At 67.2% G+C, this 26,589-nt stretch carries 23 protein-coding genes and 2 pseudogenes; 14 read left to right on the top strand and 11 right to left on the bottom strand.

Translation table 11 applies throughout. The annotated features are described in order from the left end of the window. Positions 1 to 690 precede the first annotated feature (690 nt). Positions 691 to 960, top strand: coding sequence for a GlsB/YeaQ/YmgE family stress response membrane protein (locus tag OHA03_RS32525; protein ID WP_267007273.1), 270 nt, complete (start codon positions 691 to 693; stop codon positions 958 to 960). 522 nt (positions 961 to 1,482) lie between these two features. Beyond that, positions 1,483 to 1,725 carry a hypothetical protein gene (locus OHA03_RS32520; RefSeq protein ID WP_267007272.1) on the top strand — a complete coding sequence of 81 codons (243 nt, stop codon included), beginning with the start codon at positions 1,483 to 1,485 and terminating at the stop codon, positions 1,723 to 1,725. Between the two features lie 151 nt (positions 1,726 to 1,876). Here OHA03_RS32520 and OHA03_RS32515 read toward each other — a convergent pair. Then, a pseudogene (locus OHA03_RS32515) lies at positions 1,877 to 2,332 on the bottom strand (sigma-70 family RNA polymerase sigma factor); the annotation flags it as partial. A gap of 50 nt (positions 2,333 to 2,382) precedes the next feature. Here OHA03_RS32515 and OHA03_RS32510 point away from each other — a divergent pair. Beyond that, a protein-coding gene (locus OHA03_RS32510; protein WP_267007271.1) for an IS3 family transposase occupies positions 2,383 to 3,635 on the top strand; the annotation gives its coding sequence in 2 pieces (ribosomal slippage) (positions 2,383 to 2,665 and positions 2,665 to 3,635; 1,254 coding nt in all). Positions 3,636 to 3,662: 27 nt separating this feature from the next. On the opposite strand, the pseudogene OHA03_RS32505 reads toward OHA03_RS32510, so the two are convergent. The 7 genes and pseudogenes from OHA03_RS32505 to OHA03_RS32475 form a co-directional block, all read right to left on the bottom strand. Beyond that, a pseudogene (locus OHA03_RS32505) lies at positions 3,663 to 4,076 on the bottom strand (sigma-70 family RNA polymerase sigma factor); the annotation flags it as partial. Between the two features lie 388 nt (positions 4,077 to 4,464). Then, positions 4,465 to 4,845, bottom strand: a complete 381-nt coding sequence (locus OHA03_RS32500) for a VOC family protein (RefSeq protein ID WP_267007270.1) — start codon at positions 4,843 to 4,845, stop codon at positions 4,465 to 4,467. 419 nt (positions 4,846 to 5,264) lie between these two features. Continuing rightward, positions 5,265 to 6,470 carry an ISAs1 family transposase gene (locus OHA03_RS32495; RefSeq protein WP_267007269.1) on the bottom strand — a complete coding sequence of 402 codons (1,206 nt, stop codon included), beginning with the start codon at positions 6,468 to 6,470 and terminating at the stop codon, positions 5,265 to 5,267. 243 nt (positions 6,471 to 6,713) lie between these two features. Beyond that, positions 6,714 to 6,884, bottom strand: coding sequence for a hypothetical protein (locus OHA03_RS32490; RefSeq protein ID WP_030932556.1), 171 nt, complete (start codon positions 6,882 to 6,884; stop codon positions 6,714 to 6,716). A 416-nt stretch (positions 6,885 to 7,300) separates the two neighbouring features. Then, on the bottom strand, positions 7,301 to 9,352 hold the full coding sequence (locus OHA03_RS32485) for a TIM-barrel domain-containing protein (RefSeq protein ID WP_267007268.1): 2,052 nt from the start codon (positions 9,350 to 9,352) through the stop codon (positions 7,301 to 7,303). A 35-nt stretch (positions 9,353 to 9,387) separates the two neighbouring features. Beyond that, a complete protein-coding gene (locus tag OHA03_RS32480) occupies positions 9,388 to 10,080 on the bottom strand; it encodes a carbohydrate ABC transporter permease (RefSeq protein WP_323181282.1) in 693 nt (230 codons plus the stop codon). 154 nt (positions 10,081 to 10,234) lie between these two features. After that, entirely contained in the window at positions 10,235 to 10,723 is a 489-nt protein-coding gene (locus OHA03_RS32475; RefSeq protein WP_267007267.1) for a carbohydrate ABC transporter permease, read from the bottom strand. Between OHA03_RS32475 and OHA03_RS32470 the strand changes: the two genes are divergently transcribed. The 3 genes from OHA03_RS32470 (at position 10,716) to OHA03_RS32460 (ending at position 13,723) form a co-directional block, all read left to right on the top strand. Continuing rightward, positions 10,716 to 11,378, top strand: coding sequence for a carbohydrate ABC transporter permease (locus tag OHA03_RS32470; protein ID WP_267007266.1), 663 nt, complete (start codon positions 10,716 to 10,718; stop codon positions 11,376 to 11,378). The two genes, OHA03_RS32475 and OHA03_RS32470, sit on opposite strands and share 8 nt — an antisense overlap. Positions 11,379 to 11,482: 104 nt before the next feature. Further along, a complete protein-coding gene (locus OHA03_RS32465) occupies positions 11,483 to 11,932 on the top strand; it encodes a MarR family winged helix-turn-helix transcriptional regulator (RefSeq protein WP_267007265.1) in 450 nt (149 codons plus the stop codon). 66 nt (positions 11,933 to 11,998) lie between these two features. Continuing rightward, on the top strand, positions 11,999 to 13,723 hold the full coding sequence (locus OHA03_RS32460; protein ID WP_267007264.1) for an MFS transporter: 1,725 nt from the start codon (positions 11,999 to 12,001) through the stop codon (positions 13,721 to 13,723). 201 nt (positions 13,724 to 13,924) lie between these two features. On the opposite strand, the gene OHA03_RS32455 is transcribed toward OHA03_RS32460, so the two are convergent. Next, the gene (locus tag OHA03_RS32455; protein WP_267007263.1) at positions 13,925 to 14,515 is read right to left on the bottom strand and encodes a TetR/AcrR family transcriptional regulator; all 591 of its coding nucleotides are present in this window, start codon (positions 14,513 to 14,515) and stop codon (positions 13,925 to 13,927) included. Between the two features lie 286 nt (positions 14,516 to 14,801). On the opposite strand from OHA03_RS32455, the gene OHA03_RS32450 reads away from it, so the two are divergent. Then, the gene (locus OHA03_RS32450) at positions 14,802 to 15,743 is read left to right on the top strand and encodes an alpha/beta fold hydrolase (protein WP_267007262.1); all 942 of its coding nucleotides are present in this window, start codon (positions 14,802 to 14,804) and stop codon (positions 15,741 to 15,743) included. A 211-nt stretch (positions 15,744 to 15,954) separates the two neighbouring features. Further along, positions 15,955 to 16,875, top strand: a complete 921-nt coding sequence (locus OHA03_RS32445) for an NAD(P)-dependent oxidoreductase (protein WP_267007261.1) — start codon at positions 15,955 to 15,957, stop codon at positions 16,873 to 16,875. A gap of 33 nt (positions 16,876 to 16,908) precedes the next feature. Here OHA03_RS32445 and ltrA read toward each other — a convergent pair whose 3' ends face one another. Next, complete coding sequence (gene ltrA, locus OHA03_RS32440; protein WP_267005170.1) at positions 16,909 to 18,159, bottom strand: group II intron reverse transcriptase/maturase; 1,251 nt, start codon at positions 18,157 to 18,159, stop codon at positions 16,909 to 16,911. 839 nt (positions 18,160 to 18,998) lie between these two features. Here ltrA and OHA03_RS32435 point away from each other — a divergent pair. The 6 genes from OHA03_RS32435 to OHA03_RS32410 all read left to right on the top strand — a co-directional run bounded on the left by OHA03_RS32435 (position 18,999) and on the right by OHA03_RS32410 (position 25,344). Further along, the gene (locus OHA03_RS32435; protein ID WP_323181281.1) at positions 18,999 to 19,649 is read left to right on the top strand and encodes a hypothetical protein; all 651 of its coding nucleotides are present in this window, start codon (positions 18,999 to 19,001) and stop codon (positions 19,647 to 19,649) included. 570 nt (positions 19,650 to 20,219) lie between these two features. Next, positions 20,220 to 20,939, top strand: a complete 720-nt coding sequence (locus OHA03_RS32430) for a GntR family transcriptional regulator (protein WP_267008245.1) — start codon at positions 20,220 to 20,222, stop codon at positions 20,937 to 20,939. 167 nt (positions 20,940 to 21,106) lie between these two features. Further along, on the top strand, positions 21,107 to 22,387 hold the full coding sequence (locus OHA03_RS32425; RefSeq protein ID WP_267007260.1) for an amidohydrolase family protein: 1,281 nt from the start codon (positions 21,107 to 21,109) through the stop codon (positions 22,385 to 22,387). A 95-nt stretch (positions 22,388 to 22,482) separates the two neighbouring features. After that, positions 22,483 to 23,853, top strand: coding sequence for an amidohydrolase family protein (locus tag OHA03_RS32420; protein WP_267007259.1), 1,371 nt, complete (start codon positions 22,483 to 22,485; stop codon positions 23,851 to 23,853). Between the two features lie 375 nt (positions 23,854 to 24,228). Then, positions 24,229 to 24,564, top strand: coding sequence for a hypothetical protein (locus tag OHA03_RS32415; RefSeq protein WP_267007258.1), 336 nt, complete (start codon positions 24,229 to 24,231; stop codon positions 24,562 to 24,564). A gap of 156 nt (positions 24,565 to 24,720) precedes the next feature. Beyond that, positions 24,721 to 25,344 (top strand): bifunctional 2-polyprenyl-6-hydroxyphenol methylase/3-demethylubiquinol 3-O-methyltransferase UbiG, encoded by a 624-nt coding sequence (locus tag OHA03_RS32410; RefSeq protein WP_267007257.1) that lies wholly within the window; start codon positions 24,721 to 24,723, stop codon positions 25,342 to 25,344. A gap of 139 nt (positions 25,345 to 25,483) precedes the next feature. Here OHA03_RS32410 and OHA03_RS32405 read toward each other — a convergent pair whose 3' ends face one another. Beyond that, complete coding sequence (locus tag OHA03_RS32405; RefSeq protein WP_267008244.1) at positions 25,484 to 26,485, bottom strand: LacI family DNA-binding transcriptional regulator; 1,002 nt, start codon at positions 26,483 to 26,485, stop codon at positions 25,484 to 25,486. Between the last annotated feature and the right edge of the window lie 104 nt (positions 26,486 to 26,589).

The following is a 26,589-nucleotide window of genomic DNA, read 5'->3' as shown; positions in this document are numbered from 1 at the left end:
CTAGAGGCGCAGGACGAGGAAAAGAGGCTGTTCAGAGGCATATCCGTGATCCTTAAGGTCCTCTTGAGGGTCCTCTGACCGCGGATTAAACCGAGGGCCCGGCGGCCCTCGTGCCGATCACGACGGTGGCGCACAACTCCTCCGAAACGCACACTGCCCGAACCCACCGCGCCGAAGTTCACGGCGGCGGCGCAGCAGACCGGACACGACGCGGATACCGAACTCTCTCCAGCGCGCGATCACCGCTAACCGACCTGCACGTCCGGCGGACGGACGGTCGCAGCGGACCGACGAGGTGAACGGCTTGTCGAGCAGGACCTGAGACGGTTCCGCTGAGGATCGAAACAGACCAGTCCCATCGAGCCCGCAAGGGCTGCTGCGTAAAACGATGCGCCCTCCGGCCTCGTCGATCGGCGGGCCGGCTGCCCAGGGTGAGGTTTGCGTATGGTCGAGAAAGCGTCGCCCTCGACGAAGGGCTCAGCGCTGTGCTCGTCGAGTCCTCACAGCGTCTGGGCCTCGGGCATGGCCGCACTCGGCCAGATCAACATCGCCCCGCGCGTTGAAGTGGTGCGGGGCAGCCGCTGACGGATGCTGGACGTTTTCCGGCTGGTAGTGGCCAACCGTTCGTTGTGGCCGAAGTGGGACACGAGGGACAGTGAGCAACGGCGTTTGGGTGAAAGGTGCGTGTGTATGAGCATCATTGCGTGGATCTTGATCGGCCTGCTGGCCGGTGCCATCGCTAAGGCGTTGATGCCTGGCAGGGACCCGGGAGGCTGCCTGATCACGATGCTGATCGGCATCGCCGGCGGTCTTCTGGGCGGCTGGCTGGGCAAGGTCATCTTCGGCGTGCACTCGATCAAAGGCTTCTTTCACCTCTCCACCTGGATCGCCGCCGTAGTCGGATCCGTCATCGTCCTGGCCATCTACCGGCTCATCGCAGGACGACGACGCTCCCACTGAGGCGCCTGGACAACGGCGTCGCCGCGGACCGCCGGCCCGGCATCGGGAACCTCGTGGCGAGCGCACCGGTGGCTGCGCAGTCGCCAGCGCCTGTGGCCGTACGTCGTTGCATCCGTAGGGGCGTGTTCGCCCGCAGCGCGTGACCGGGATCGTCGAAGAGGGCTTTACCGGACGTTCCTTCTACGTCAGGCGTGCCTCGTCGCAGGCACTGGAGTTCACAACACGGTCCACGTCGCCGGTGTTGGCACAACCGGTACGCCACGAACCCCCAGATCGTCCAGCATGCGATTCTCCGCATCGGCCCGCTTGCGCAACCTCCGTCAAGCCGGGCCGAGCAAGCCGGATCGGGCTCGAGCGGGGGCGCGACGCCATGTGAGTGATTCCGGCAGGGCGGTCGGGTCGCAGTCCACGCGCCGCCAGAGGATCGGGGCGCCCTTTCACTAATGTCCAGGTCGCCGCGCCTTCACGGGCAATCGGGCGGGCGCCCCAGCTCATCAATTCAGCAGCAAGGAAGGATCGTCCATGGCCGTGTGCGAGGTATGCCACAACGACTACGAGCTGGCGTTCGAGGTACGTGCCGCGGGAGGGGCGGTCCACGTCTTCGACAGCATCGAGTGCGCCGCCCAGAAGATGGCCCCGACCTGTGTCAACTGCCAGTGCCGCATCCTCGGCCACGGCATGCAGGCTGACGGACAGTTCTTCTGCTGCGCACACTGCGCGCGTGAGAAAGGTTTGTCCCGGTCCCAGCTCGTGGATCACGCCTGAACCGTTCCTGGGCAGCGAGGTAGGAGTGAGTCCTGACTCGCAGGCACGCCCCGCACGGTCTTGGGCGCACTGGTCCTCCGCTTTCGCGTCCTGGCCGCCGGCGACGCATGTATACAAGGGGCGGGTCCCCATAAGGCCTCTGACGGTCGGCTCAGGCGTCAGTGAGCATGCCGGTGCGGAGCTTGGTCAGGGTGCGGGCCAGAAGCCGGGATACGTGCATCTGGGAAACGCCCAGTTCCGCACCGATCTGGGACTGGGTCATCTCCTGGCCGAAGCGCATCTCGACGATGTGGCGCTCCCGGTCGTCGAGCTCTTCCAGGAGCGGAGCCAGAGTGTGAAGGTCTTCCACGAGTTCCATGGCGGGATCGCGGTCGCCGAGGATCTCGGCATAGGTGGGGCCGCCGTCGGATTCGTCGTCGTTCCCGCCGGGAGTGTCGAGAGAGCCGGCCATGTAGCCGTTCGAGGCCACCAGGCCCTCGTTGATCTCATCGTCGCTCAGGTCGAGATACTCGGCCAGCTCGTGAACGCTGGGCTGACGGTCCAGGGCGACTGCCAGCCGCTCTTTGGCCTTGGCCAGTTCCAAGCGGAGTTCCTGCAGACGGCGGGGTGAACCGCCCCGGTTCGAATAGAGACTCGATTCCATGTAAGGATTGAGTCATGGCACGCCCCTCCTCCTATCCCCTTGAGCTGCGCAAACGAGCGGTCCGCATGGTCGCCGAGGTCCGCGGTGATTACCCGAACGAGTCGGCCGCGCTGAAGACGGTCGCCCAGAAACTCGGCATCGGCTCGGCCGAGACCCTGCGGAACTGGGTCAAGCAGGACGAGATCGACTCCGGTCGGCGGCCCGGCACGACGTCGGAGGAGTCCGCGGCGATGAAGGCCCTGAAGAAGGAGAACGCCGAACTCCGCCGCGCGAACGACATCTTGAAAGCCGCGGCAAGTTTCTTCGCGGCCGAGCTCGACCGGCCACACACACGCTCGTAGCGTTCATCGACGAGCACCGGGCCCGCTTCGGCGGTGTCGAGCCGATCTGCCGCGTGCTCACCGAGCACGATTGCAAGATCGCCCCTTCCACCTACTACGCCCACCACAAGCGGCTGGCCGAGCCGTCCGCGAGGACCGTGCGCGACGCCGGGCTGAAAGAGAAGATCAAGGAGATCTACGCGTCCAACTACCGCGTCTACGGGGCGAGGAAGATCTGGCGCGAGCTGAACCGCCAGGACATCCCGGTGGCCCGCTGCGCGGTCGAGCGGCTGATGCGCGAGCTGAACATCGCCGGCGCGGTGCGCGGCAAGAGGGTCATCACCACGATCCCGGACGAGAAGGCCGAGCGGGCACCGGACCGCGTCGAGCGCGACTTCGTCGCCGAGGCGCCCAACCGCACCTGGGTCGCGGACTTCACCCACGTGGCGACCTGGGCGGGCGTCGTCTACGTCGCCTTCGTCGTGGATACCTTTTCACGTCGCATCGTGGGCTGGTCCGCCTCCACATCGAAGGAGACCCAGCTCGTCCTGGACGCGCTGGAGATGGCACTGTGGCAACGCGACCGCGACCAACACCCGTATACGCACGGCGAGTTGATCCATCACTCCGATGCCGGGTCGCAATACACGAGTTTCCGTCTCGCCGAGCACCTGGATGCCGCCGGTCTCGCGGCGAGCATCGGTTCCGTCGGGGACGCACTGGACAACGCCCTGATGGAATCGACCATCGGTCTCTACAAAACCGAGTTGATCAAGCCGCAACGGCCCTGGAAGACGCTCTCCCAGGTCGAGCTGGCCACCGCCGAATGGGTCGACTGGTACTGCCACCGGCGCCTCCACGGTGAAATAGGCCACGTCCCGCCCGTCGAGTACGAGAACAACTACTACCTCGCGACCACGAAACCCCAGGTCACAACCGCTATCTGAGCTCTCTACCGAACCCGGGGCGGTTCAGGGGACGTGGACAGCCCAGCTGGTGTCACGGAAGAACCGCTTGATCTCGCCGACGATGTAAGGGATGGCGAAGGAAGTGAATTCGACCTCGCGTGACAGGTCGAAGCGGTCGATGGCCTTGATCAGACCGACCGTGCCAACCTGGAGGATGTCCTCCATCTCGCCTCTGCCGCGGTTACGGAACCTGCTCGCGGCGAAGACAACCAGGCTCCGGTTCATCTCGATCAGAGTGTTGCGGGCGTACTGGTATTCGCGTGTGCCTTCTTCGAGGACCTGAAGCTGGTCCAAGAACAGCTTGGACAAGGCCCGCGCATCCTTGGGCGCCACTTTGCCCGCGTCCTCGATCCACGGCAGGTCACCCACGATCCGCTCGCTGCGCGCCGACGATGTCGTCCGCTCCGGTGCTACGGACATTCCTTGGGCCTGGATGGATCTCGTCACGTCGCCACCAATCCTCGATTGACTGCCACGCGTCACCTGCCCCCGAAGCCCGTGACCAACCCCTCCCCGAACAAACAGGACGGTTCCCCGCCTTCCTACTGCCGGCGTGTCCAGACACCGAGGGCCGCCGTGTGCACCCAGCAATCTCACAGGAGAGGCCGTCAAGATCCGGCGCGACAGCACCCCTTGGCAGGCCACGGGCTTTTCCGCGGTCCGCTTGTCGCGCGGGCGCTGAGCATCCGGGTGTCGGCCTACACCTGTACTGCCCGCTCCAAAGTGGGGAAAGAATCCAGGAGTTGAGTTCGAACCGGCTTGGTCCGACGCTTCATGGTGCTTTCTCTCCTCGGTCCGCCGGTTCGTTTCATGGTGACACCGCGAGGGAGAAGGAGTGCCCGGCAGGGTCGGCATAGAAACGTACGGCACGTGGCCCACTGCTGTCCTTGGTGTCTATCGGCATTGCGCCGAGACTCACCGCTTCGCGTTCCGCCTCGTCCAAATCATCGTGCGCGACGAGTATCCGAAGATGCGCCTGTTGAGCGTCCTCCGGCCGCGGCCAGCTCGGTGGGGCGTAGCCATGGTCCCGGCGGATCGCCAGGTGTACGCCGTTGTGGCCGACGAGTTCCACAAAATCAGGATCGCTCATGCCTTGGATTTCCGCATCGAGGAGTGAGGCGTAGAACTCCGCCAGGGATTCGGGCTCCGCGCAGTCCAGAACGAGAAAACTTGTCTTTGCAACAGTCATGTGATTCCGGTACCCGCCGACGCTCAGAACATACGGGTAGCGGCCAGTGTTCACTGTCGGCAGGTTCGGCCGGTGTCCGTTTCGGGATGTTTCCGCGCGACCAGCTGCTCCGTCACGCCGTACGTTTCGGCAGCTTCCAGAGCGGGGGCTGCATGGCCGGCGCAAGGGATTCCCGTGCGCGGTCAAGATGCCGGACGATGACAAGGAAGCGCGCAGCCCGTACGCGTTCAACTGAGCAGCGACGGCGTTCCGTCCGGACGTATGAAGGAAGACAGTGGAATCGGGGCTTGCGGAATACCAGTCGTAGAAGTCCGGCTCGGGTTCAGGCCGCCCCAGTCGTGGTTGTCGAACCAGACCCGCGCATGGGGGCGGTGATTGTATGGCAGGGTCATTGCATGATCGAGATCTGTCTGGGTTCGTCACGTGAGACCGAGGGTTCGTAGGGGCCGGTGGTAGTCGCGGCCGGTGTGGCGGAGGGCGGCGGCGATGTTGGTCTGGCCGTCCTGGCGGAAGACGCTGATGGCGAGGTTGCGCAGGGAGGCCATGGCGCGAGGCAGGGTGCCGGTGCGGACCTTGGAGTCGTCCTCGCGGAACGTGCGGTCCCGCACGTGGTGCAGGAGGTTCTCGATTCCCCAGTGGCCTCTGATCCAGGTGGCGAGCTCGGTGCAGGTGGCGTCGAAGGCGCTCAGGCTGGTGATCAGGTAGACGCGCTCGATGGTCAGCTTCCCGGTGCTCAAGTCGCGTCGCCACCGTACGACTTGGATCGCCTGGCGGGCGCCGGGGTAGTCGAGGTGGCTGAACGCGGCGACCTTGAGCCGGCGGATCTCGTCGCGGTGGTGGGCGTGGTCGCGAGTGCGGTGCCCGAGCGGGATGTCTCGCCAGGGCAGCTTCCTGACCTGGGCGTACAGGCCCGGATGGTTCTTCTTCACGACGGCCACGTAGTGCGCGCCGCGACTGGTCAGATAGGCCCCGTGGTCGTGCTGGGTGTGCAGTGCGTCGGCGGTCACCACCGTGTTCTCCAGCTCGAGACCGTCCAGCAACGGCGCGAAGGAGGGGATCTCGTTGCTCTTGGAAGCGACCTGCCGCTGGGCCAGGACCACGCCGTGGTGGTCCATCGCCGCCAGCAGCTGGATCGCCGCGGCCGTTGCGGTTCGCGATCCGCGGACCACCTTGCCGTCGACCGCGATCACCCGTCGCACCGGCCCTTTCTCCGCCTCCGGCTCGACCGGGGGCGGCGTTCTGGCCTGCAGATACGCGCTGATCGCCGCGTCCAGCGCGTCACCGTCCACACGCTGCAGCAGGCGGCGCACGGTTGCGGCGTGCGGCACCGGCCGCAGACCGGTAAGTGGATCGGCAGCGAAGCCGAGGACGCCCAGCACATGCTGCGGGGCATCCGTGATCCACTCGCTGATCGCGATGAGCGAGCGAGCCCCGGTCAGCACCGCCGAGACGGCTGCGCACAGCAACGCGAGGGCCGGATACCGCAGTCCTCGCGCATCGCGGGGATCGGCGACCAGGATCAGGAAACGCCGCAGGTCAGCGACATCGCTTGAGGTGAGGGGATCAGTCGGGGAACCCAGTTTCTCCAGTGCGGAAGGGATGGGCGATGATGTTCGGGCAGGCACGGTCTCGCTCGGTTCTCATGGGTCTCGACAACCACATGATCACCAGCACCGTGCCTGCTCTGCTCTCCCGGGCCCCTTGCCCCACAACGGACATGACGCCACGTCACTCACGAGACCGGCGAACCGGACCAATCCCAATCACGCAATGCCCCTGGATTGTATGGGGAGGCAGACAAATGCGGGGCGGCTCCACACCTGACGGTGTGGAGCCGCCCCGCATTACTGGGCTAGAACTGCATCTCTCTACCAGCGGTACCAGCGGCCACGACGACCACCGGCTCCGACGGAACGCATGGCAAATCCGAGCAGCCAGACGGCCAGCACGATCACGGCGACGATCCACAGGGCCTTCAATGCAAAGCCGGCACCGAAGAGAAGCAGGGCGAGCAGAAGAACGAGAAGCAGGGGAACCATAGTTATCAACCTCCAGAGCATCGTGTGCCCTGGCATCACCCAGTCATGCGTCCGATCTTTATGTGTTTCTTATGCTTCAGCATGGGCATGTGATACGGCCCCGCGCCTCACGTACCTCGAACAAAAGGCAGACAACGGGCTGCACCCGCTATTCCTCGCGGCCGGTCAACGACTTGCGGTCGCCGATGACGGGCGGCCAACCGCGCAGTAGTTGCGCGGTGCGCTGCGAGCTTTCGGCTTCCTCGTCGTCGACTGCGCCTGCCCCCGAAAACCACCACCTGATGCGGATGTTCCTGGGCAGTGAGCAGGAGTGACTCCTGACTCATCGGCACGTCCCGAACGGTTTGGGCGCACTGGTCCAATGCCGCACTTCTGGTACCCCGCAGGCCTTTCCGTCATCGGTCCCGCCCGCTCCGTCAGCCGACCGCCGGCAGCTGTGCGTCGTCGCGCAGCAGGAGTGGAATACGGTCGAGTGGGGCATCGACTGTGTGCCAAGCGCCGCCCTCGTACGTCGCGTCCGTCCAGGCGCACCTCCAGCGTGCTCGGGCCGGCAGGTAGACCTCACGACTCACCACGCCGGCCGCCGTGACGGGAGCGACCAGGAGATCGGGGCCGAGCAGGAACTGGTCGGCGACCGTCCAGGCCGTCTCGTCCTCGGGGAACTCGAGGAACAGCGGGCGCATCGGGGGCAGGCCCTCACGGGTGGCGGTGGCCATCTGCTCGGCGATGTACGGGCGCAGGCGCTCGCGCAGCTCCAGGTAGCTGCACATGATCTCGTACGCCTCTTCTCCGTACGACCAGACTTCGTTGGGCCCGCCGGTCATCTCGCCGCCCAGCGGCAGCCACGGCAGCCGGAAGCCGTGCAGCCGGAAGATCGGGCAGAGCGCGCCGAACTGGAACCAGCGGACGATGACTTCGCGGTACGCCGGGTCGTCGGGGTCGCCGCCGTGGAAGCCGCCGATGTCGGTGGTCCACCAGGGGATGCCGGACAGACCGATGTTGAGACCGGCGGCGATCTGAGCGCGCAGGGCGGCGAAGTCGGTGCTGATGTCACCGGACCACACGGCGGTGCCGTAGCGCTGGCTCCCTGCCCAGGCGGAGCGGGAGAAGGACATGCCGTCGGTGTTGCCCGAGCCGGCCATGCCCTCGTGGAACAGGCGGGCATTCTCGCGCGGGTAGAGGTTGGCGACCTCCTGGCCGTGCCCGGCGTGGTAGCGGAGGTTGGCCGGGTGGCCGGGCTTCATCTCCGGCTGACAAGCATCCAGCCACCACAGGTTGATCCCCAGGCGCTGGTAGTTCTCCTGGACCTTGGACCACACGTATGCGCGGGTCTCGGGGTTGGTCGGGTCGTAGAAGGAGACCATGACACGGTGGTCGGCGCCCTTGTCGATCCACGTGGCGTGGGCGGGGGTCCCGTACTCGTTGGCGGCGAACAGGCCGCGGTGCTCCAGCTCGTCGTAGTTCTCGCTGGAGCGGTTGACCGACGGCCAGATGGAGACCTTGAGCTTGACGCCGAGCTCATCGAGTTCCCGGACCATGGCGGCCGGGTCGGGCCACTCGGCGGGATCGAACTTCCAGTCCCCCAGCCGGGTCCAGTGGAGGAAGTCGGCGACGATCACCGAGATCGGCAGATCCCGACGCTTGTACTCGCGGACGACCTCGAGGAGCTCCTCCTGAGCCCGGTAGCGCAGTTTGCACTGCCAGAAACCGGTGGCCCAGTCGGGGAATGCGGGGGCGTGGCCGGTGGCGTCCGCGTAGGAGCGGAGGATGTCGGCGGGCTGGTCGCCCGCGGTGATCCAGTAGTCGATCTGGCGGGCGCTGTCGGCGACCCAGCGGGTGCCGGTCCGCACCATTTCGACACGGCCGACGGCGGGGATGTTCCACAGCAGGCCGTAGCCTCGGTTGGACAGCACGAACGGGATGGTGATCTCCGTGTTGCGCTGCACCAGGTCGATGACGGTGCCCTTCTGGTCGAGCAGCCCGTGCTGGCGTTGCCCGAGGCCGTACAGCCGCTCCGCCTCGTACGCCTGGAAGTTCTGCTCCAAACGGTGGTAGCCGTGCCCGACGGGAGTATGGACGCGGCTACCGGGCCACCAGAAGTGGGCGGGGCGCTCGGCGAGGAGTTCCGTGCCGTCCTGTGTGCGGACGAAGCGCAGTACGCCGTCGACGGTCAGCTCGGCGGTGATGCGGCCGTTGACCAGGCGGGCGGGGGGCACCGGGTCAGTGGGTGAGCCGAGGCCGTTCTTGAAGACGGTCAGACCGGTCAGGTCCGGGACGATGATCTCGGCCTTGGTGTCGGGAAGCTCCAGGAGGGCGCCGGGGATGTCGTCGCGGAGCGGGCCGAGCGCGGCCCGTACGCGGACGGAGTCGGGCCCCCAGAGCTCGATGCGCAGCGACTCGTGCCGGCCGTGCCACTCCAGGCCGCCGTCGTGTTCCCGGAAGGTGTTCAACGTACTTCTCCAGTGCATAAGAAGGGGTGCTCAGTCCGGTACCCGAGGATCGGTCAGTCCTTGACCGAGCCGCCGGTGATGCCGACCGCGATGTATCGCTGGGCGATGACCAGCAGTACCGCCGCGGGGATGGAGGCAAGGAGGGCCGAGGCCATCAGGGCGTTCCAGTCGGTGGCGTTGGCGCCGATGAAGCGGTAGATCCCGACGGTCACCGGGGTCACCGCGTCGCGTGAGGTGAGAGTGATCGCGAAGAGGAAGTCCGCCCAGGAGAACAGGAACGCGAACAGGCCTGCGGTGATCAGACCGTTGCGACTCATGGGAACGACGATGCGCAGGAACGTACGCCAGGACCCGGCACCGTCCAGCGCCGCAGCCTCGACGACCTCGGTGGGGATCTCGCGCAGCTGGGCACGGAGCAGCACCGCGGCGAACGGCACGGACAGCGTGGACTGGGCCAGCATCAGCCCGATGGTGTTGTTGAGCAGCCCGATCTCGCTGTAGAGCGTGAAGAGCGAGTTGGCCTTCACGATGCCCGGCACCATCTGCACGATCAGCAGGACGAACAGCAGCAGCGCGGCCCAGCGCAGCCGGAACTTGGCCAGTGACCATGCCAGCGGAGCCGCAAGGGCGAGGGTGATCAGCACGTTGCCGCAGGCCACGAAGAGGCTGATGACCAGGTGCCGCCCCTGGGTGTCGAAGGCGGCACGGTAGCCGTCGAGGGTCGGGTCGGGTCGGTGGGAAACCACTTGGGAGCAATGCTCAGCAGTGCCTGACCGGGCTGGAGCGAGGCGTTGACCATCCAGTACAGCGGGAAGAGCAGGGCGCCGACGATCACGAGGGCGATCACCGTGCTGCTCCAGCGGCGAGCAACGCGCAAGGCGGCGGGAGACGACATCGGGACTACCTCTCGGACTGTTCGGCGCGCACGGCCCGCAGGTACACGAGCGCGAAGAGCATGGCGATGACGATGAGGACGTTGCTGACGGCGGCGCCCTGGCCGAACTGCAGGTTGGTGAAGGAGAGCGCATACGACCAAGTGGACAGCAGCTGCGTGGAGTTCGCGGGGCCGCCTTGCGTGAGCACCATGACGACGTCGAACGCCTTGATCGTGTAGATCAGTCCGAGCATCACCACGACGGAGCTGGTCGGGCGCAGCAGCGGCCACGTGACGTGGCGGAACTTCTGCCAGGCGCCCGCGCCGTCGAGCGAGGCGGCTTCGTACAGCTGCGGCGGGATGGACTGCAGTCCGCCGTACAGGATCACCATGTTGAAGGGGATGCCGATCCAGACGTTGGCGACGACGATGGCGGTCATCGCGTGGTCGGGGCTGACCAGCCAGGGGACGGGGTCGTTGATCAGGTGCAGATTGAGCAGCACCTGGTTGACCACGCGCTTCTATGTCCCCGCCGTGCTCTACCTGGTGATCTTCTTCGGTTACCCCATAGTCGCCAACCTGGTCATGTCGTTCCAGGACTATACGGTGACGTCCTTCTACAACGGCGGTGCTCCCTTCACCGGGCTCGCCAACTACGCAGCGATCCTCACCGACGAACTGTTCTCCACGACCCTGTGGAACACGACCGTGTTCACCATCGCCTCGCTGATCCTGCAGTTCGCCATCGGCCTCGGTCTCGCGCTGTTCTTCCGTCGTCGCTTCCCGCTCGGCGCCACCCTGCGCGCCCTGCTCCTGCTGCCCTGGCTGCTGCCGTTGCTGGTCTCCGGCACCGTCTTCCGCTGGCTGCTCGCACCGCCAATGCTGCCTCGATGTGCAGGAGTCCGTGGGCCTGGACCATGCGGGTGGCCACAACTCAGCTACTTCACCGGGCTACTGGTCGCCTCCACCACATGGGCGGAACTGTCCATCACTGATACGGCCGACCAGCTGCCTACTCAATGCCTGGGACGGCCGCCGCGAAGCGTTGCCGACGGCGTGCTGCGTGCTTGGCACGGCACCCGCTGCCGCTGTCCCTGCCAGACGTGTGCGGCACCGGCCACCGCGGCGCACAGGAGAGGCCTTCCGAGCGGCTCGGAGCGGACAGCGTGACCGGTTCCGGGCCGCAGCAGCAGCTGCTCAACACCCGCCGACGGCGCATCGTTCGCCGGAGTCCGAATCTTGCTGCATGGTACACGCTTATGCATAATAGGCTTATGCATAAGCGCGTTATGGACATCGATGCCCCGGCCGAAAGCCTGATCATCGCCGTGGAGCAGATGGTCCGCTACGTGCGCCAGAGCGCCATCGCCGGCGGTCTGAGCACGGCGGCCTCCTCCGCGCTGGCCCGGCTGGGCCGCGAGGGCGCGCACCGTCTGACCGAACTGGCGCGGGCCGAAGGCGTCTCACAGCCGAACATGACCCAGCTCGTCACCCGTATGGAGCGCGCGGGCCTCGTACGTCGCGTCGCCGACCGCCACGACGGCCGGGCCGTTCTGGTGGAAGCCACCGGCACCGGTCTGGAGGTCTTCCGGCAGCGACGCGCCGAACGTGCGCAAGCCCTCGACCTGCTCGTCGAGGAGCTCACCGGGCCGGAACAGCAGGCCGTGAAGATCGCGCTGCCCGCCCTGGCACGCGCCATCCAGGACCGCCAGGCCCGCCCCTGACCCGCCCCGCAATCCTGTCCACTCTCCCCCATCGCCTCTTCCTCAACCCCTTGGAGAGAAACGCACATGAGTGCATCGCATGGAAAGGCCGCCAGCCCCTTCAAGCAGCCCAAGGCCGTCTGGGCCGTGGCGTTCGCCTGCGTGATCTCGTTCATGGGCATCGGCCTGGTCGACCCGATCCTCCCCGCCTTGGCCGACAGCCTGCACGCCTCACCGAGCCAGGTCTCCCTGCTGTTCAGCAGCTACCTGATCGTGACCGCGGTCGCCATGCTGTTCGTCGGCTGGGTCTCCAGCCATCTCGGCGCCAAGCGAACTCTGGTCATAGGTCTGGCCATCATCGTCGTCTTCGCCGCTCTGGCAGGCACGAGCGGATCCATCAACGGCATCGTCGGCTTCCGCGCCGGCTGGGGTCTGGGCAACGCGCTGTTCATCGCCACATCCCTGGCCGTCATCGTTGCCTCCGCCAGCGGCGGCTTCGGCGGCGCGATCATCCTGTACGAGACCGCGCTCGGACTCGGCATCGCCGTCGGCCCGCTGCTGGGCGGCGAGTTGGGCGGCATCAGCTGGCGCGGTCCGTTCTTCGGCGTCGCCGCACTCATGGCCGTCGCACTGGTCGCCACGCTCGCCTTCGTGCCCTCGCTCCCCAAGCCGAAGCGGCCCGTCTCACCCATCGCTCCGCTCAAGGCCCTCCGTCACCGCGGACTGCTGACCATGGGCATCATGGCCCTGCTGTACAACTGGGGCTTCTTCACCATGCTGGGCTACGCCCCCTACCCCATGGAACTCAACGCCCATGAGCTCGGCCTGGTGTTCACCGGCTGGGGCCTGCTCGTGGCCGCCTTCAGCGTGTTCTTCGCCCCGCGCCTGCAGGCGCGGTTCGGCACCGCTCCGGTGCTGTACGCCAACCTGCTCGGCCTCGGCATCGTGATGGCCATCATTGCCGCCGGCGTCAGCACCCCCACCGTGGTGATCGTGGCCGTCATCGTCAGCGGCGCCTTCATCGGCATCAACAACACCCTCACCACCCAGGCCGTCATGCTCGTCTCCCCCGTCGAGCGTCCCGTCGCCTCCTCCGCCTACGGCTTCCTGCGCTTCATCGGCGGCGGTCTGGCCCCCTTCGCCGCCGGCAAGCTCGCCGACGCCACCGATCTGAGCGTCCCCTTCTGGCTCGGCGCTGCCACCTTCCTCCTCGCCATCCCGGTCCTGGCCAGTGGCCACGGCCTGCTGCGCCGGGCCGAGGCACACACCGGCGACACCGAGGCCGCGACGCCGTCGCTCACCCTCGTGGGTATCCCGGCCCCCGCCAGCGAGGCACCTCCCGTCATCGTCGCCGTAGGCTCCCACGACAAGGCCCCTGGCATCGTCGACGCCGCGGCCCGGCTCGCTCGCGACACCGGCAGCCCTCTCGAGGTCGTCCACGTCCAGCAGACCGCCGTGGTCGAGGAACTGGCCGTCGACACCGAGACCACCGACCAGGCGCGCGCCGCGGTCACCGCCCACCTCGACCGGCTCGCCGCCCACGGCATCACCGCCACCGGCCAGATCCTCACCAGCATCGGCAACCACGCTGCCGCCGGCCGCGCCCTCGCCCAGCACGCCGCGGACGTACACGCCCGCACCGTCGCGGTCGGACACTCACCGCGCGGCCCGCTCACCCAGTTCGCCGACGGCAGCTTCACCAGTGCCCTCACCCGCGCCGCCACCTGCACGGTCGCCCTCATCGGGCCCGACCACACACCCCGACACCTGACCATGGACACCCTGGCAGAACTGCGCAACAGCGGCGTCTGAACAGGTCGCTCGGCGGGGCAGCAGGGGGCCGCGGACATCAGGACGTACCCGACCGTTCGCTGGAGGTCTTCTACGTGCAGGGATTCGACTCCCACAGCCACTACACGTACGACGACTACGACTTGGTCGAATCCTGCCCCGCATGTGAGGCGAATAGCCTGGTTGCCGACGTGGAATTTGCCGGTCTTGCCCCGGGTTTCGTCACATCGCTTGGCGTAGTCCTGCGACGAGGAGCGCGGCCAGTCGGCGCGCGTCGTAGCGGGGGTCGCTGTCGGCGCCGATGCAGAGGTTCCCGATGCCGCGCATGAGTTGGTAGGCGTCGAGGTCGGAGCGGATCTCGCCGGAGGCGGCGGCAGCGCCCAGCAGTTGGGTGCACACCGGCAGGAGGCGTTCGAGGAAGTAGGCGTGCAGCGCCTCAAAGCCGGCGGTGTCCCCCTGCACCGCGGCGGCCAGGCCGTGTTTGGTGACCAGGAAGTCGACGAAGAGGTCGACCCACCGCCCCAGGGCGGCATGGGGTGTCGAGCTGGTCGCCAGCAGGGCCGGGCCGGCCTCGGCACAGGCATCGACCTGGTGGCGGTAGACGGCGATGACGAGGTCAGCCCGGGTGGGGAAGTGACGGTAGATCGTGCCCATCCCGACGCCGGCCTTGGCCGCGATGTCGCGTACCGGCGCTTCCACGCCCGAGGTGACGAAGACCGCGGCGGCCGCGTCCAGCAGGGTCTGCTGGTTGCGCCGGGCGTCCTTGCGCTTGGACCTGGCTGAGCTTCCCGGGCCCTGGCTGCTGTCGTTCACCGCGGCACTCCTTCCGTAGGTCTTGCAAAGCGGAACAGCGTTCCGTATTGTTAGCGGAGCAACGTTCCGTTTCACCCATGATGACAGACCCAGGGGCGGTCGACCAGGCCGCTGTCGCGGTCACGCTCCACCCGGATGGGAAGAGCACGCGAGGGTCGGCACCTGCGTTGATGTGGCTCCGCATGAGAAACGCTCCTCGGTCCCCACTCTGCCCGGCCTGCGGCACAACCGGCCGCCGGCCCCACCGAACCCAAGAGTGCGAAGGCACTGAACGGAAGGCACTTCCATGTCCGACTCGAAGACCGCGACCGAGCAGAAGATCGCGGATGCGCCCACCACGGTGGTGTCCGCGAAGCCGGTCGTTCTGTCCGCCCCGGGCCGCGGTGAGGACCTCCAGGTCCGCGTGTCCGCCCCCGCGACCGGCGACGACCTGCCCGTCATCGTCTTCTCGCACGGCTTCGGCTGGTCGATGAACGGCTACGCCCCGCTGGCGGACTTCTGGGCCGCTCGCGGCTTTGTGGTCCTGCAGCCCACCCACCTCGACTCCAGGACCCTCGGCCTCGCTGCCGAGGACCCCCGTACGCCGCGGATCTGGCGCTTCCGTATCGAGGACCTCACGCGTGTTCTGGACGGACTCGACACTCTGGAAGCTTCCGTGCCAGGCCTCGCCGGGCGCCTCGACCACGACCGCATCGCTGTGGCCGGCCACTCATGGGGAGCCCAGACGGCGAGCACACTGCTGGGCGCACGCGTCCTGGACTCCGATGGTGTTCCCGGAAAGGACATGTCCGATTCCCGGGTCAAGGCGGGTGTACTGCTCGCCCTGACCGGCCTGGGCAACGACCTGACCCCTTTCGCCGCCGAGAACTTCCCCTTCATGAGGCCGTCCTTCGACAGTATGACCACGTCGGCTCTCATCGTCGCCGGGGACAACGACCAGTCCCACCTGTCCACTCGCGGACCGGACTGGTTCACCGACCCCTACACCTGCAGCCCGGGAAGCAAGAGCCTGCTCACGCTGTTCGAGGCCGAGCACTCGCTCGGAGGAATCGCCGGGTACGAGGTCGCCGAGACGACGGACGAGAACCCCGCACGCGTCGCTCTGATCCAGCAGCTCACCACGGTCTTCCTGCGCAGCGCCCTCTACCCGGAGGACACCAGCTGGCGGGCGGCAACCACGGCACTGGACGAAGACCCCAACCCGCTGGGGAAGTTGCAGAGCAAGTAAGCAATCTGTCTCCGAGCCTCACGAACACCGGCAGGCCCGGTCCGCCATGGCAGCCGGCACCGACCCCCAGTGAGGCGACGCCGAACGGCTCGAGTGCAGCGTCGCCCGACTCGGCCATGCACGCCTGCGCACGTTTCAACAGATACCTCCGGCGGATGCTCGCCGGAACCGTCGGCACTGCAGACCATCAGGATTGCTACAGGAAGGACACATGATGATCCTCGTCACCGGAGGTCTCGGCTTCATCGGATCCCACACCGTGCGAGCGCTGCTCGACCTGGGCGAAGACTGCGTTGTGGTTCAGCGCCATGCCCGTGAACTCCCGGCCGTACTCGCTGGAGCGCGGGTGGAGGTGGAGCAGGCGGACGTCACCGATCGCGATGCCCTGCTGACGATCGGCCACCGCCACGACATCACGGGCATCGTGCACCTGGCGGGGTCTTATCCCTGGCCTCCCGTCCCTGACGCGCCGGTCGAGGCGACACGGCAGGCGCTGGGCGGGCTGCTGAACATCGCGCAGGCAGCGCAGGAATGGGGCGTGCGGCGTCTGGGCGTCGCCAGCACGATCGGGGTCTACTTCGGCGCCACGAACGACGGACCGCTGCGCGAGGACGCTCCGCTGCCGATGAGCGCACTTATCTCGATCCCCACCTTCAAGAAAGTCGGCGAACTGCTGGGCGGATTCCTCGCCGACACGACGGGTATCGACATCGTCAACTATCGCGTCTCCGGTACCTGGGGTCCGCTCGGCCATCCCGATCCGTTCTTCGCCGCGCCCGCCCTCATTCACGCTGCCGCCCGCGGCACTGCCCCGGACCTCTCCAACCTCGTGGGGCCGGCCTTCGCCGAGGACGGGCTCGACCTCAACTATGTGAAGGACACCGGGCGGGCGATCGCGCTCCTTCAGCTCGCGGGCAAGCTGAACCACCGTACGTACAACGTCGGTTCCGGCCGAGCTACGACCAACGCCCAGCTCATTGAAGCGATCAAGAAGGTGGTCCCCGACGCCCGGGTCGGCCTCCCCACCGGAGGCGATGCACCGCACCTGGTCCTCGACATCAGCCGCCTCCAGGAAGACAGTCGGGTCGCCCGGGGGAATCTCACCCCCGGGCTCCCACAGAACGGAGCGTGACAATCTCTCGTCACTCCGCTCTTGTCATCCTGATCACCAGGCCAATGCGGCGAGTGTCGTGTCCGGCCAGTGCGCGAACATCCGCGGGTACCGCTGGGCGATCTCCTGGAGCTTCGCAATGGCCTTCCGCAACGGCGCCAGCCGACGGTACTTTCTGCGGATCCAGCGAACCAAGTAGGCGTTGATTCGCTGAAGGAACGGGATCAACACCCAACGGCCGTACCGGCCGTAGTAGTTGAGCCAGCCCGCAACGACGGGATTGATCCGCCGTGCGAGGTCCGTGAAAGTCGAACCGGTGCGGTGTTGCAGCCGCCAGGAGCGGACCTCCGCACTGATCTTCTTCAGGGCTTCCTTGCTGATTGCCGGGGAGAATGACAGGAACGTCTGCCCACTCCGGGTCCGGCTTGCTCTGGCGCGGAATGTGTAGCCGAGGAACGTGAACTCCATATGCTCGTGGGAGCTCTGGCGCTTCGCGTCCCGGCAGTACACGATCCGGGTCTTGGCCGGGTGCAGTTCCAGCCCGACCTCTTCCATCCTGCTCCGGAGCGCGGCCAGCACCTGGCGGGCCTGGCGCTCGGTGACGCAGTGCAGCACCGCGTCGTCCGCATAGCGTTCGAAGGTGACAGACGGGAACTCCCGGCTCATCCACATGTCGAACGCGTAGTGCAGGAACAGGTTCGCCAGCACGGGAGACACCGGGGCGCCCTGAGGCGTTCCGCGTTCCCGTTCCAGCAGGTTGCCGTCGGGCAGTTGCAGAGGCGCGGCGAGCCATCGCCGTACATACAAGTTCACCCAGACGGCGTCGGTGTGCGCTTCCACCGCCTTGACCAGCAGGTCCCACCGGACGCTGTCGAAGAACTTCCGGATGTCGAACTCGACGACCCAGTCGCGCTTCCAGCAGCGTTCCCGGCAGGCCCCGACCGCGTCCAGCGCGGACCGTCCGGGCCGGTATCCGTAGCTGTCCGGGTGGAAAATGGGATCCACTCGTCGCATCAGATGCCGTGCCACCACGGTCTGCGCCACCCGGTCAGCGACGCACGGAATACCGAGCATCCGCATGCCACCGCCGTGGGGCTTGGGAATCTCCACCGCGCGCACCGGAGACGGAAAGTACGAGCCCGACGACATTCGGTTCCAGACCTTGTAGAGGTTGTTCCTCAGGTCCTTCTCGAACTCATCGATGGACTCGCCATCCACGCCCGGGGCGCCCTTGTTCGCCCTGACTTCCTCCCACGCCTCCTTCACTTCCCACTTCGAGATATCGAACGGCTTGGTCTGTGACATCAACCGGCCCATCGAATTCCTCCCAGATACCTCTGGTTGATACGACACACTCGGTCACGGACGACCCGGCCCCTTCGCTCCACCCCCATTACAGAGGCTTCAGCACTACTACGAGCCGGTCCGCCGGCGCACCCCGCATCGGTACTCAACCCCTTGCGGTTTCGGCCGCTTGGGGCACTCCCTCTCGCCACCCGTGCTGGGTGGGCAGTGTCGGAGCGCGCCTTCTCCTGTTCCACGCGAGAGCGGCAGACTGGGCTCACGTCGCCTTCATGCCGGACACCGCCTGACCAGTAGGTGGGCTCCCGTCAGGCTTATCCCGAGACAAGCCAGAGCGCCTCGGTTTCGATGTCGTCTGTTCTGTTTTCGACACGTCAGCAGCGATTCGCTTGCGCTCGTCTTCCCAGTCCCTACCTGACATCTCTTGGATGCCTTTTCCTCATCGCTCACCACAACAGTCTTCAGCTAATGCGGCATGAGGTGGTTTGAAGCCTCCCCCCACAGGGCGACTCCGAAGGGCCGAAATCCTTCATCTCTCGCACAGCACCATTTTCCAGAAGCTGCCCTACTATCAACTCCCATTCATGTTCAGGACACACCCGGCTACCAGGCCGAGTACGACACCGAGCGAGCCGTCAGCGACTACATCGCGTGGCTGCGCGCAGGCAACAAAAGATGATGTCAATCGCCGGCAGGCAGGGGCGTGGGCTTGCGCAGCAGCCACTGTCCGAACGTCCGACGCGGGGGCCGCACCACGACGCGCCCAAAGCTCTTCTTGCCGACCAGCTCCACTCGCAGCGTGGTCGGCGTACCAGGGTCTACTGGTCGCGGCGGCAGGGACAGTGTTCGCAGCGCGTGTCACCGCCAAGGGCGCCGGTCCGCTGCCGCAGGCCGTCGTCCCGGCTCGCGCCGCCCGCCTGGCAGCCACCGCCGGGACCGCGACGATCGCACTGTCCCTGGTGGTCCTCTCGTACCAGCCGGTCGCCGCCACCCTCCAGACAGCCTCCCCGGACGGCGGGCTGTTCGCCGAACCTGGCGATCTCCTGCGCCAGTGGCTGCTGCTCGGCGGCTGGGCGGGCCCGGCGGGCGCGCCGCTCGGCGACTGGCTCCTGCATCACGTCGCCGACGTGCTGCTCCTCGCCATGGTGTGGTGGGCATTGCGGCGGTTGCCCGGACTCCTCACGCGAGCCACTGTCCCGACGCTGGCGATCGGCGCAGTCTGCGCGACCGTTCTCGGTCTGCTGGCGAGCCAGCTGCTGCGGGTGACGACGGATGGGGCGGGCCAGCGCTGGGAACCGCTGTCCCAGTTCGCCGGCATCGGTGACGGGGTCCCGGCCGCCCTGACCTTTGGCCTGGCGGCTGGAGTCGCGGCTGCCATGACCCTGCGAGCGGCGGCCGCGCGGAAACCACCGACGCCACGGCCTCCGTCCAGGATCCTGCCCGACCCTAGTACTGCAGGCCACGTGCGATTCTCAGCTGCGACGCCGCCGTAGGGCCCAGCCGATCGGTGAGGCGAACTCCGCCGCGGATCCGGAGGATTTGGCCCTGTTCTGCCAGGACTTGTCCGGTCCATCAGGTGACAGTTCGGCGAAGCCCTGCGATTCGAGATCTGACCCGCCCCGGAGAAGAGAGGTTCGTTTACGGACAGTTGTGGCAGCGTGCTCGCATTGTCCTCCGGACTTCCTGTCCCCACACCTGCCACTTTGGGCATCGATGTTGCACCAGCCCGTTGGCAGCGTCGAGGAAGTGTTCGCCGCCTTGGTAGGCCGAACATCGGCGAGATCTACTGGGACAGCTTGGTCCGGCCTGACGTACCGGACCGCAGCCTCCACCGCGAAGCCAACCATGCCCGGGTTTCGCTGCTCCTCAACAGCCGCACCACAGAACTCGACGAGCGCGCCGATGACCACACTGTGCTCGTCCACGTGCGCCGCAGCAATTCCAACGGCTCCACAAAGCGGTCAAGGTCGACGCCGTGGACCGGGGGCCGGCAAGGCCCGCGTCGTCCGCGCAGTGCCGCGTATTCTCGCCCGGAGCATATCGAGCGAAGGACAGCGCACGTGGTGGACAGCAGCAAGGATCACGGCCGCACGTTTCCCGACAGTTCTGACGGTTCGGGCCAGGAGGCACCGGAGCGCGTCTCGCTCAGCGTCCGGGCGCGGGATGCCGTCCGGCAGCGGATTGTCGATGGTCGCTACCCGCAGGGGGCGCGCCTCGTGGAGCGTGAAGTCGCCGAGGAGCTGCGCATGTCCCGGGTCCCTGTGCGGGAGGCATTGCGCGCTCTCGTCACCGAGGGCCTGCTCGAACTGCTGCCGCACAGCGGTGTGCGGGTACGTCGCTTGGAGCGAGTCGACGTGGAGCACCTGTACGAGGTGTGGGAGCCGCTCGCTGTACAGGCGTCGCGTCTTGCGGCCCGCCGCGTGGCCCGGGCCGCGCCGGGTGAGCCAGCTCCCCTGGCCCCGCTGCAGGCTTCCCTCGACCGGGCCGAGCGGGCTGCCGGTGATGGTGACGGAGCGCGCGAGGTGGCGGCTCACACCGCGTTCCACGAGAACATCGTGACACTGACCGGTAACCCGCTGCTCGCCCGCACCATGGAGCAGCTGAGCTGGCAGCTTCAGCTGTTGTTCGGAATGCGCAGAGAGCCGGCGCACATGCGGGCACAACACGAGGTGATGTTCCGGCACATCGCGCAGGGCGACGAGGAAGCGGCGGCGGCGAGCACGCTGCTGCACGTGCGCGACAGCCAGGCAGTGGCCATGAGGGCACTGTTCGAAGCCACGTGAGATCGGTATACAAACCCTCTTCCTGAGCAGTGGCACCCAAACCAACTCGCGCATATTGCCCCGTTTTGTGAGCAATTTTCGAGAGTTGAATCACCGCTTCCCCGCCAGTTAGGCATTCTGGTATACAAAAAGCTCCACGATCGCTGAGCTTGATCCAAGGAGCCCCAATGTGCGTAGAGCCCGCCCCTCCCCCCTCGAGTCGGCTGACCCGGCGTGGTGTTATCGCGGGAGCCGCAGCACTGGCGGGGACCTCGGCTCTCCTTGCCACGGCAACGCCTGATGCGGCAGCTGCGCGCCGGGACCTGTCGTCGGGCGGCGACCTGGTCGTAGACGGCGGCACTCTGCTCGACCCGGCCACCGGCGATGTCATCGAGGATGCGGTCGTCGTCATCAAGGGAGGCGTCGTCCGCGCGGCCGGGTCCCGGGAGCGCATGGCCGCACACGTCCTCACCGACGCGCCCGTCCTGCAGGCGCACGGCCGATGGATCCTGCCTGGCCTGGTCGACGCGCACATCCACCTCAACACAGTGACCGACGCCCGTGACGCGGTGCTCAGAGGTGCAACCACCGCGCGCAGCGGGTCGACGAACTTCTACCAGGACATCGCGGTACGGGAATTGGCCCGCCAGATGCCACAGCAGGCGCCCCGGCTCCGGGCCGCGGGCATCTTCGTGACGCCGGATCTGGGCGACACCATTCTCGCTGACCCGGACCTGGCTCCGCTTGCCCGGCTGCGGGACGGCGTGCGCTCGATGGAGGCCCTGCGCCGCGTGGTCGAGGTGAATCTGGCGCGCGGCGTCGACACCATCAAGACCCGGGTGAACGAGCGAGCCGGGCTGCCCGAGCAGGACCCGCTGGTCCAGGTGTACACCTACGAGCAGCTGTCCACGATCGTCGCGGCCGCCCGGCGCGGCGGCAAGAGCGTGCTGTGTCACAGCTACAGCGAGAAGGGCTGCCACGACGCGGTGAGGGCAGGAATCCGCTCGCTGGAACACGGAGCATTCGTCGGCGAGCACACGCTGCACGAAATGCGGCGCCGGGGAACATACTTCACACCGACGCTCACCGCGATCGCCGGACTCGTCGACTCCTCGGACCCGATTCTGGCGGAGCGTGGCCGTACGTATCTGCCGGTGCTCAAGCAGGCGGTGCTGGCCGCGCACGAACTGGGTGTTCAGCTTGCGGCTGGTACGGACTCCTCGGGCGGCAAGGTACAGCCCATCGGCCGTGAAGTGGAGTTGATGCGTGCTGCGGGGCTGCCCGCCCTGGACGCGATCCGCACGGCGACGACCGGCGCGGCCAAGCTGCTCGGCCTTGAAGGAACGGTTGGCCGCCTGCGGCCCGGCTTCACGGGAGACATGCTGGTACTGGACGGCGATCCGCTCGCCGACGTCACCGTTCTCAAGAGGCCGGCGCGCGTGGTGCGGGCGGGCGTTGCGCTGCAGTGAAGGCCGTCAACGGTCCGCGCTGTCTTTTCTCAGGGCGTGCATGCCCTGCACGCAGCTTTTCCCTACTCCGAATCACAGCTCTGAAGGAGCATTCGATGCATGCCGAGTCCTCCCCTTCCACTTCCGGCAGCCTCTCCCGACGGGGCGTGCTGGCCGGTGCCGCCGCCCTCGGCGGCAGTGTCGCCGCGCTGTCCGTGAGCGCTCCTGAGCCCGCCGCCGCAGCCCCGCACTCGGGAACCGTGCCCCATGCCACCGACAGGATCACCGAGCACGCGGGGCACCATACGAACGCCACGGTCTTCAAGAACGTGCGGCCGTACGGCGCGAAGACCCCCGTCGACCTCACCGTCGTGGACGGCCTCGTCGTGAGCGGTCCGGCGCCGAAGGACGCGACGGTCGTCGACGGCAAGGGGCGGATAGCCCTGCCCACCCTGGTCAACGCTCACGTCCACCCGGACAAGACGTCGTGGGGCGAGCCGTGGGTGACGCGCAACCCCGCACACTCCATCGCCGAGTACACCGCCGAGGACGTGAAGCTGTACCACGCACTGCGCACGCCGCTGAAGGACCGCGCCCAGCGCCTGATGGCGCATGCGGCAGCCCAGGGAACCCGGGCCATGCGCGCGCATGCCGACGTCGCGCCCGCTTACGACCTGGCGGGCGTCGAAGGCATCGGGGCCGCCCGCAAGGCACTGCGGCACGCCCTCGACGTAGAGATCGTGGCTTTCCCGCAGCACGGGGTCATTCGTACCCCTGGCACCAAGGAACTCCTTGAAGAGGCAGCGCGCACCGGTGCCATCGACCGGGTCGGCGGCATCGACCCGATCGAATTCGACGAGGCGCTCGACGAGCAGCTCGACGTGGTCTTCGGCATCGCCGACCGGCACGGCGTCGGCCTCGACATCCACCTTCACGAGCGGGGCGGAAATGGTCTGAAGTCGCTCCGTGAGATCATCGCGCGCACCCGCGCCCTGTCGCTTCAGGGCAAGGTCACCGTCAGCCATGTCTTCTGCCTGCCGGAGCTGACAGACCGCGAACTCGCCCGGATCGCGAACGACTTGGCCAACGCGGGCGTCTCCCTGACGACGGTGGCGCCCGACTCGAAGCTGGTCCTTCCCCTCGACCGGCTGCGCGACCACGGAGTCCACGTCGGCCTCGGCACCGACGGCATACGCGACGCGTGGAGCCCCTTCGGCAACGCGGACATGCTGCACCGTTCCCTCCTGCTGGCCTGGGTCCAGGACGTGCGTCTGGACGAAGAGCTGGAAGCCGCCTTCCGCGCGGGCGCCGACGGCGGCGCCCAGCTCCTCAGCCTGCCCCGGGTCGACCTGAAGCCCGGCTCCCCGGCCGACTTCTTCCTCGTGCGCGGCGAGTGCCTGCCTCAGGTCGTGGTGGACCTGCCCGCGCGAGACATGGTGGTGCGCGCCGGACGGATCATCGCCAAGGACGGCGAACTGACCCACTAGCGAGCCCCTCGGAAGCAGGCCCGCTCCCGCCTGGGTCGCTGCGCTGCGGCCCGGGGCGGCGGCGGAGATCGCCGCGGCACAGGACCGGAAGCCCCCCTCGACGGTCGGGCAGTGTCCGACTTCCAGGTCAGGTTCCCGCATCCCCGACGACCAACCCAGCGCCATCCGGTGGCCCCCCAGGGGCATCTCGATGTCCAGCGCAGCCGAGTCAGAAGAGAGGTTCCCCGACACGACAGCCGAAGGGAACTGCGTTGCCGGCCCACGTGAGGCCCAACGGGGCGCAGCCGTCCCTATGATGGTGCGCTGACCAGCGCCGTCGCCAAATACCCGATCTGGCCCGGCATCGCCGCGTTCATCGATGCAGAGGACCTGCCCATGCCCGTCCGCCGGATCGCCGCCCTGGCCGCGGTGCCCGCGACCGTACTGTTCCTGGTTGCATGTGGGAGCAGCAAGGTGCACGGCACCATAACGGAGAAGGAGTACAAGCCGGCCCGCACCACGTGGACCACCGAGCCGGTCACGAAGAGGGAGTGCACCACGTCCCGTCGCGGTGGCAAGACCAAGAGGTCGTGCCACACGGTGCAGACCGGTACCCACCGTGTCTCGCACCGCCATCCTGCCTGCTGGCAGATCGAACTTGACGACGACGCACATGAGTTGTGCATCGCCAAAGCCCGGTGGGACAAGGTGCGTGTCGGCGACCGGTGGTGAGCCGCTGTGATCGGTGCCGGCTTGCCGGCGCGGTCCGCTTTGCACCCCCCGGGTCCAGGAGTTCCCTGAGGCCGCCCAGCAGCCGGGCGACGTCTTGATCGGGGGACGGGAAAATCGTTCGCAAACTCTCAGCGCGGGTGGCTAACGTGCACCGACGTGGCCTTCGAAGATCCCAAAGACCTGGTCCGGCGCGGATACGACGCGCTCTCCCTCCGCTATGACCAGGCGTATGGCTCTGAGACGAAGTACCGGCCGTGGATCAGCGAACTGATCGATCGGATCCCCGCTGGAGGCACGGTGCTGGATCTGGGGTGCGGGAGTGGGGTGCCCGTCGCCCGCACCCTGACGAACGCAGGTCACCGCGTTACGGGCGTCGATATCAGCGAGGTGCAGATCCGCAGGGCCCGGGAGCTCGTGCCAGAGGCCGAGTTCATCCGCGCCGATGCTACGGCCATGGACTTCGAACCGTCCTCGTTCGACGCGATCGTCTCCTTCTATGCACTGATCCACATCCCCCTTGATGAACAGCCTCCGCTGCTGGAGAAGATCACCGGATGGTTGCGCCCCGGCGGTTGGTTCCTGGGCACCACCGGCAACCGGGCCTGGACCGGCATTGACGAAGACTGGCTGGGTGGCGGGACGGCTATGTGGTGGAGCCACGCGGACGCAGCCACCAACCGAGCCTGGATCACTCAAGCCGGCCTGATCGTCGAGCAGGAGGAGTTCGTGCCTGAAGGCGATGGCGGGCACGTTCTGTTCTGGGCCCGCCGCTGCTATTGAGGTTGAACTCGTGGTGTCGTAGGGGCTGACCGCTCCTGCTGAGCGAACTGCATCTCGCTCGATCGCGGCGGCCTCGGGAACCACTCGGGCTCCCGATCCGGTTCTGTCACCGCCCATGGCGATCACAACCTCGACCGAACTACCCGTCCGCAGCAGGAGGCGGCGGCGGGGCGGTGCTGCCGCGGACCACGAGTTTCGTGGGTACGAGCGTTGTGCCGTGTTCCGCCCCGTCATGGCGCATCCGCCGCAGTACGCCCTCTACGCACAGGCGTCCCACTTCGGCGAAGGCCTGGTGAACCGTGGTCAGCGGAGGCAGGAAGGAGCCGGCCTCGGGAATGTCGTCGAAGCCGATGACACTGACGTCATCGGGGATCTTCCGGCCTCGCTCGTGCAAGGCCCGCAAAAGCCCCAGCGCCATCTGGTCGTTGGCGGCGAACACCGCCGTACAGTCCTTCTCGTCGGCAAGTTGCACACCTGCGCGATAGCCGGACTCCGCCGACCAGTCGCCTCGTACAACGCGCGGCAGGACGCAGCCCGCCCCGGCGAGTTCGGCGCGCCAGGCATCGGCGCGGCGTTGTGCCGCAAAGGACTCCTCGGGACCGGCCAGATGCCAGACCGTGCGATGGCCGAGGCCCAGCAGGTGTCGCACAGCAGCACGGGCTCCCCCGGCCTGATCGGTGTCGACCACGGTGTAACGGTCGCCCGCGTCCGAGTCGGCGACGACGACCTGGACATGAGAGGGCAGGGAGATCGTCGCCGCATCGAGCAGATGTACTTCCATGATGACGATGACTGCGTCGACGGCGAGCTCTCCGAGCCGGGAGAAGGCGCCGCGCACCTCGTCCTGGGTGGGAACGGCGACGGGCAGGAGCGTGACCGCGTAGCCCTCCTGTGCCGCGGAGGTGGCGATCGCCTCCAGGGTGCGCATATTGCCCGTGGTGGAGAGGTTGAAGGTGATGACTCCGATGGTGCGGAATTCGCCGCTCTTGAGGGCTCGGGCGGCGCTGTTGGGCCGGTAGCCCAGCTCGTTCATGGCCACCAACACCTGCTGCCGGGTCTCTTCGGTGACGCCCGCGTATCCGTTGGACACCCGGGAGACGGTCTGCGAAGAGACGCCGGCGAGGCGGGCGACATCCGCCATGGACGCGCGTTGTGTGTGACGCGCGGTCCGCTTGCCCGTGCGTACCCGATCCTTGCCCGTCGAGGCGCTGTCCGCGGTGTCCACCCGTCTCCCTCATTACCTGA

Origin of the sequence: Streptomyces sp. NBC_00154, from assembly GCF_026342835.1 — a bacterium.
Classification (GTDB): domain Bacteria; phylum Actinomycetota; class Actinomycetes; order Streptomycetales; family Streptomycetaceae; genus Streptomyces.
Note: the sequence above shows the minus strand (reverse complement) of the source record. Positions and strands in the feature narration are given on the sequence as shown.